This window comes from Streptomyces olindensis, from assembly GCF_040645895.1.
GTDB classification, from domain to species: domain Bacteria; phylum Actinomycetota; class Actinomycetes; order Streptomycetales; family Streptomycetaceae; genus Streptomyces; species Streptomyces olindensis.
Genome location: NZ_JBEYZD010000047.1, coordinates 63,001 through 69,380, shown reverse-complemented (window position 1 = coordinate 69,380; position 6,380 = coordinate 63,001). Strand labels below are relative to the sequence as shown.

The 6,380-nt window shown below is 72.1% G+C and carries 5 protein-coding genes; 1 reads left to right on the top strand and 4 read right to left on the bottom strand.

Annotated elements, in window-relative coordinates; translation table 11 throughout:
* Positions 1-130: 130 nt before the first annotated feature.
* Positions 131-1,408: a sensor histidine kinase gene (locus ABZ948_RS27430; RefSeq protein ID WP_359763800.1), complete on the bottom strand. Its 1,278-nt coding sequence runs from the start codon at positions 1,406-1,408 to the stop codon at positions 131-133.
* Positions 1,409-1,436: 28 nt separating this feature from the next.
* On the bottom strand, positions 1,437-2,114 hold the full coding sequence (locus ABZ948_RS27425) for a response regulator transcription factor (RefSeq protein WP_010034575.1): 678 nt from the start codon (positions 2,112-2,114) through the stop codon (positions 1,437-1,439).
* Between the two features lie 516 nt (positions 2,115-2,630).
* Here ABZ948_RS27425 and ABZ948_RS27420 point away from each other — a divergent pair.
* The gene (locus tag ABZ948_RS27420) at positions 2,631-4,169 is read left to right on the top strand and encodes a peptide MFS transporter (protein WP_359763799.1); all 1,539 of its coding nucleotides are present in this window, start codon (positions 2,631-2,633) and stop codon (positions 4,167-4,169) included.
* Positions 4,170-4,224: 55 nt separating this feature from the next.
* Here ABZ948_RS27420 and ABZ948_RS27415 read toward each other — a convergent pair whose 3' ends face one another.
* A complete protein-coding gene (locus ABZ948_RS27415) occupies positions 4,225-5,214 on the bottom strand; it encodes a hypothetical protein (protein WP_359763797.1) in 990 nt (329 codons plus the stop codon).
* 305 nt (positions 5,215-5,519) lie between these two features.
* Positions 5,520-6,224, bottom strand: a complete 705-nt coding sequence (locus ABZ948_RS27410) for an LPXTG cell wall anchor domain-containing protein (RefSeq protein WP_359763795.1) — start codon at positions 6,222-6,224, stop codon at positions 5,520-5,522.
* Between the last annotated feature and the right edge of the window lie 156 nt (positions 6,225-6,380).

The following is a 6,380-nucleotide window of genomic DNA, read 5'->3' as shown; positions in this document are numbered from 1 at the left end:
TACGCGGGCGTCCGCCCGGCACGCCGAGAGCACGCACCGAACGCCGCAGGGCCCGCCCTCCGGGCGGACGACGGGACTTTGCGGACACCCCCTAGCGGACCGGACCCCAGGCGGCCCAGCGGCCCAGGCCCTAGCGGACCATCGGCTCCCCGTCGTTCTCCGGGTCCTTGCGCACCGGCGTGCGGGACAGGAACAGGCCGAAGACCGGGGGCTTGGTCTGGAGCATCTCCAGGCGGCCGCCGTCGGCTTCCGCCAGGTCGCGGGCCACGGCCAGGCCGATGCCCGTGGAGTTGCGGCCGCTGATGGCCCGCTCGAAGATGCGGGCGCCCAGGTCGGCCGGGACGCCGGGGCCCTCGTCCGTGACCTCGATGACGGCCTGGTTGCCGGTGACGCGGGTGCGCAGCGCGACCGTGCCGCCGCCGTGCATGAGGGAGTTCTCGATCAGCGCGGCCAGGACCTGGGCGACGGCGCCGGGCGTGCCCACCGCCTCCAGATGCCGCTTGCCGGAGCTGACGATGGCCCGCCCCGCGCTGCGGTACGCCGGCCGCCACTCGGCGAGCTGCTGCTGGATGACCTCGTCGAGGTCGAAGGTGACGGCGGAGCCGGTGCGCGGATCGCGGGAGTTGGTCAGCAGCCGCTCGACGACGTCCGTGAGCCGCTCGACCTGGGTCAGCGCGATCGTCGCCTCCTCCTTCACCGTGTCCGGGTCGTCGGTGAGGGTGATCTCCTCCAGCCGCATGGACAGAGCCGTGAGCGGCGTCCGCAGCTGGTGGGAGGCGTCGGCGGCCAGACGGCGTTCGGCGGTCAGCATGCGGGCGATGCGCTCGGCGGAGCCGTCCAGCACGTCCGCCACCCGGTCCAGCTCGGGCACGCCGTACCGCTTGTGCCTCGGGCGCGGATCGCCGGAGCCGAGCCGCTCGGCCGTCTCCGCGAGGTCGGTCAGCGGTGACGCCAGCCGGTTGGCCTGGCGGACCGCGAGCAGCACCGCTGCCACCACCGCCAGCAGCGCGACCAGCGCGATGATCAGCAGCGTGCGGCCGACCTCCCGGGTCACCGAGGAGCGCGGCTCCTGGACGGTGACCGTCTCGCCCTCCTCGCCGGGCGCGGTCGCGCTGATGACGTCACCGGCCGGCTTGGTGCCGACCTCGATGGGCGCCTCGCCGGGGAGCCGGATCACCGCGTAGTAGCGGTCCTGCGTGACCTGGTCGCGCAGGACCTCCGCGTCGACCTGCTGCGCGCCGAAGAGCCGGCTGTCGACGATGCTGGCCAGCCGGACCGCCTCGGACTCCACCCGCTCCTGGGCGCTGTTGCTGATCGTCCGGGTCTCGACGATGACGAGGGAGACGCCGAAGACGGCGATCACGACGAGGACCACGGCGAGCGTGGACTGGATCAGTCGGCGGCGCATGTCCTGTTACCCGAGCCTGCCTCGCGGCTCAGCTCTTCTCGAATCGGAATCCCACACCGCGCACGGTGGCGATGTAGCGGGGGTTGGCCGCGTCGTCGCCGAGCTTCTTGCGCAGCCAGGAGATGTGCATGTCGAGGGTCTTGGTCGACGACCACCAGGTCGTGTCCCACACCTCCCGCATCAGCTGGTCGCGGGTGACGACCCGGCCCGCGTCGCGCACCAGCACCCGCAGCAGGTCGAACTCCTTGGCGGTGAGCTGGAGCTCCTCCTCGCCCATCCAGGCGCGGTGCGACTCGACGTCGATGCGCACGCCGTGCGTGGCGGGCGGCTGCTGCGGCTCGGCGGCACCGCGGCGCAGCAGGGCCCGGACGCGGGCGAGCAGCTCGGCGAGCCGGAACGGCTTGGTGACGTAGTCGTCGGCGCCCGCGTCGAGGCCGACGACGGTGTCCACCTCGTCGGCGCGCGCGGTCAGGATGAGGATCGGGATGCTGTGGCCTTCGCCACGCAGGCGGCGGGCCACCTCCAGACCGTCCATGCCGGGCAGACCCAGGTCGAGCACGACCAGGTCGACGCCGCCCTGCATTCCGGCGTCGAGAGCGGTGGGTCCGTCCTCACGCACCTCGACCTCGTAGCCCTCCCGGCGCAGAGCACGGGCCAGCGGCTCCGAGATGGACGCGTCGTCCTCGGCGAGCAGTACACGGGTCATGAGGTGATGGTAGACCTGCGAGGCCCTGAGCTGGGGTGTGACCGGAAGCCTTGATTCTTACCGAGGGCATACCCGTTTCGTACGTTCCTGGGGAACGCGTCCGAACCTCTGCCTTTGGGGTGCGATCCTGGTAAGGACCTTGGAAAGGGGGCCTGTGGTTCCCCCGACACCTGTGATCCGTGTCTCAAGTCCTTCCATATGCGGCAGTGTCCTGCCGTATGGTGAATCAACGCCTGTAGCACCACGGCGACCTTCGGAGGCTGTTTGCCCTGGAGGTCTCTTTTGTGTCCGGGCCGGTTTCCCGCCGGCCCCGAACGTGAAACGACCTGTGGCCGGGCCTCCCCGTGCGGCGACGCGCGTAGAGGTGTGGATCCCGGTGGCGACCGCCCACCGCTCCGTGACCCGGAGCGGACCCCCGTAGGCGTCGGGCGGACGGCCGTACGCACCGGTGCCGGCAGCCCCCACCGGGCGCACCACCGCTGTCGCGGGGCGCGTCCCGAGCAGCAAGGAACGACCATGGCGTCCAGCCTGACGAAGGACTCGGCCCACCGGGGCACCCCCGGTTCCGAGAAGACCTTCTTCGGCCACCCCCGCGGACTGGCCACCCTCTTCATGACCGAGATGTGGGAGCGGTTCAGCTTCTACGGCATGCGGGCCCTGCTCGTCGTGTACCTGCTCTCCGGCGGTCCGGACGCCAAGCAGGGCAGCATGGGCGGCGGTCTCGGCATGGACCTCGCCACCACGACGGCGATCTACTCGGTGTACCTGTCGATGGTGTACCTGCTCGCCATGCCCGGCGGCTGGCTCGGCGACCGCGTCTGGGGGCCGCGCAAGACGGTGGCGATCGCGGCCGTCACGATCATGGCGGGTCACCTGGTGCTGGCCCTGCCCGGCGGCCAGGCGCCCTTCTTCGCCGGTCTGGCGCTGGTGGCGCTCGGCTCCGGCCTGCTGAAGGCCAACATCTCCACGATGGTCGGCCACCTCTACGACGGGCCGGACGACCCTCGCCGTGACGGCGGCTTCACGATCTTCTACATGGGCATCAACATGGGTGCCTTCTTCGCGCCGCTGATCATCGGCACCGTCGGCCAGCAGGTGAGCTGGCACCTCGGCTTCGGCCTGGCCGCGGTCGGCATGGGCATCGGTCTCATCGCCTTCCTGCTCGGCACCCGCAACCTGAGCCCGCAGAGCAACGTCGTGCCCAAGCCGCTGGCCGCCGAGGAGCGCACCGCCTGGCTGCGCAAGGGCCTGCTGTGGCTGATCGTCGCGACCGTCTTCTACGGCGTCGTCGGCTTCACCGGTCACTTCACGCTCAACTGGGCGATGATCCCGCTCACCGTGATCGGCCTGGTCATCCCGGCCGGCGTGCTGATCCGCATCAAGCGGGACAAGGAGCTCAGCGACGTCGAGCAGTCGAAGATGACCGGCTACATCTGGTTCTTCGTCGCGGCCGCCGTGTTCTGGATGATCTACGACCAGGGCGGTTCCACGGTCCAGGCGTTCGGCGAGACGAAGGCCTCCGGCTCGCTGCTCGGCTTCGACTTCCCGTCGTCCTGGTACCAGTCGCTGAACCCGGTGTTCATCATGGCGCTGGCCCCGGTCTTCGCCTGGTTCTGGCTGTGGCTGAACCGCAAGGGCAAGGAGCCGAGCACCGTCGCCAAGTTCGCCGCGGCGCTGTTCTTCATCGGCGTCTCGTTCTTCTTCTTCCTGCTGCCGATGGGCATGGCCGACGGCGACACGCTGGTCAGCCCGATGTGGCTGGTGGGCATCTACCTGATCCAGACCGTCGGCGAGCTGTGCCTCTCCCCGGTCGGCCTGTCGGTGACGACGAAGATGGCCCCGGCCAAGTACGCCAGTCAGATGATGGGCGTCTGGTTCCTCGCGGTCACGGCGGGCGACTCGGTGACGGGCCTGCTCTCCAACCCGGCCGTCGGCGGCGTGGACCTGAGCGGCACCGGCGCGGTCGCCGTGGAGGCGGCGCTCGCCGCCCTCGCGGGTATCGCGGTGTACATGTACCGCAGGAAGGTCAAGTCCCTGATGGGCGACGTCCACTGACGCGCCTCACCGGACCGGTAAGGGCCGCCGCACCTCGGGGTGCGGCGGCCCTTCCTCATGGTTTCCCCGGTCCCGGCGGATCGGCGTCCGGGGCGAACCACGGCACGGAGGTGGGCCGGCGGGTGGCGGGCAGCCGCAGCCGGCGGGCGGGGCGGGCCGCGTGGCCGGGGCGGCGTGGCCGTACGTGGTCGACGACGGCCAGGCCGGCGCGGAACAGCGCCGCCGGCACGACCAGCAGGACCAGGGCCCAGAACAGCGTCACGCCCCACGGTCGGCCCACGCCCCAGGGGTGCTCGGCGAGGACCTTGCCGCCGTACTTCAGGGACACGGTGTAGTCGCCGTGCGCCCCGGCGGCGAGCTCCACGGGCAGCTCGATGCGCGCCTTCCCGCCGGGCCGGATCGTGCCGCGCCACCGCTGGTCCTGCCACTGCGGGGCGAACACGCCGTGCGCGGTGCCCACCTGGAAGACGGGGTTCCGTACGGGGGACGTGCCGACGTTGCCGACGGTGATCTCCAGGGTCCGGGCGGGCGGGGAGCCGAACCAGGTCAGCAGCCCGTCGGAACCGCGCAGCCGGGTGTCCGCGAGCAGGGACAGCCGCCCGCCGGACCGTTCCGCGGGCAGCGGCTCGACGGCGTGCCCGGCGACCCGCAGGGCAGCGGCGGCCTCGGCGTCGGCTCCGGTCACGGTCGCCACGTGCACCACGCAGGGACACGGCACCGGCGGTTCCACGACGGGCAGTTCCCGGCGGAAGCGCCCCTCGGCGTCGGTGGTGACGGCCCGGCCGTCGGCGTTGGCGCAGGAGTTGGTGCCGCCGGTCACGCCCCGGTCCGGCTCGGCCTGCCCGCAGACCAGCAGCGTCAGCAGGGCGCGCGGCCGCCAGCCGCTCCCGGAGACGGTGACCGATCCGCCCGCTCCGGCCTCGGACCTGGACAGCTCGACGCCGGGCCGCTCCACCGCCCCGACGTTCCCGCCGCCCACCAGAACAAGCAGGAGCCCCAGCACAACGAGCAGTGCCGGGTGGGCAAGGCGGCCGGCGTGGGGCATGGGGGCTCCTGCGGTCGTCCGGGTGGGTGGGGGTGTGGTGGGTCGTGGCTTTCTCGTGCGCCGGGTTTCGGTATGGGCGGGTGCGCGGCTTCGGCGGGCGTACCGCTGCGGCGTGCGTACGACTTCGGCATCCGTCCCGTTCCGGCGTACGTGCCTCTCGGCCGACCGGTCTCGGGCCGGCCGGGTTGGGCGTACGCCGCGCGCTCACCGGCCCGGGGCGGGTGCTCATCGGCCCGGGCGCGTGTTCACCGGCCCGGGCCCGTGCTCACCGGCCCGGGCGTGTGCTCAATGGCCCGGGCGTGTGCTCAACGGCCCGGCCGCGCCCCCTGGTTGCGGCGCGACAACCACAGCGCGCCCGCCGCGCCGGCGAGCAGCACCGTGCCGCCGAGGGTGCCGAGGGCGAGGGCCGAGTCCTCGGGCCCGGTCTGCGGGAGCTCGGCACCGCTGCCGGAGCCGGATCCCGGGTCACCGCCCTGGGCGGAGCCGGTGGTGCCGCCACCCCCGGCCGTGACGTCGAGGGTCAGGGACGGGCCCGGGTCGTTCGTCGGAGTGCACGTGGTCGTCGTGCCGAGCGCCTTGATGGTGAGCACGCCCGCCGTGAAGGTGACCTCACCGCTCTTCTTCGGCGTGTACGTCCCGCTCAGGTCGTTGATCTTGATGGGCGTGTTGGCCGGGATCGCGGCGTCGTTGGCGGGGCCGGTCACCGTCAGGCTGCCGCTGTCGGCACCGCCCAGGGCGATGGTGGCGCTCGGCGTCATCGCGCCCTTGCCGAGTTCGACCGGGCTGGAGGAGACGCCCTTCTGCCAGGACATGGTGATCCGGTAGCCGCTGCCGCTCTTGACGCCCTTGATGTCGATGGGCGAGACGGCGCTCTTGTCACCGATCGGCGTCTTGCACTGGTAGTTGACGTCGACGACCTCGGCCCGGGCCACGGGGGCGGCCATCCACACCGCCGAGCCAGCCAGGGCCGCGGCGGACGCGAGCGCGGCGGTTCGTTTCCGGTACGACACGGTGCCGCTCCCCTTCCTGTTCCTGACGGCGCATCAGATCGGGCCGTCAAGGTACGCCCGGGGAGTTGAGGAAGGAAGACACAGGGCACCGCGGATCTGTGGCGATCCGGGGCGTGGTGAGCGACGTGCCGTTCCTGAACTGTTGGGCCAGACGCG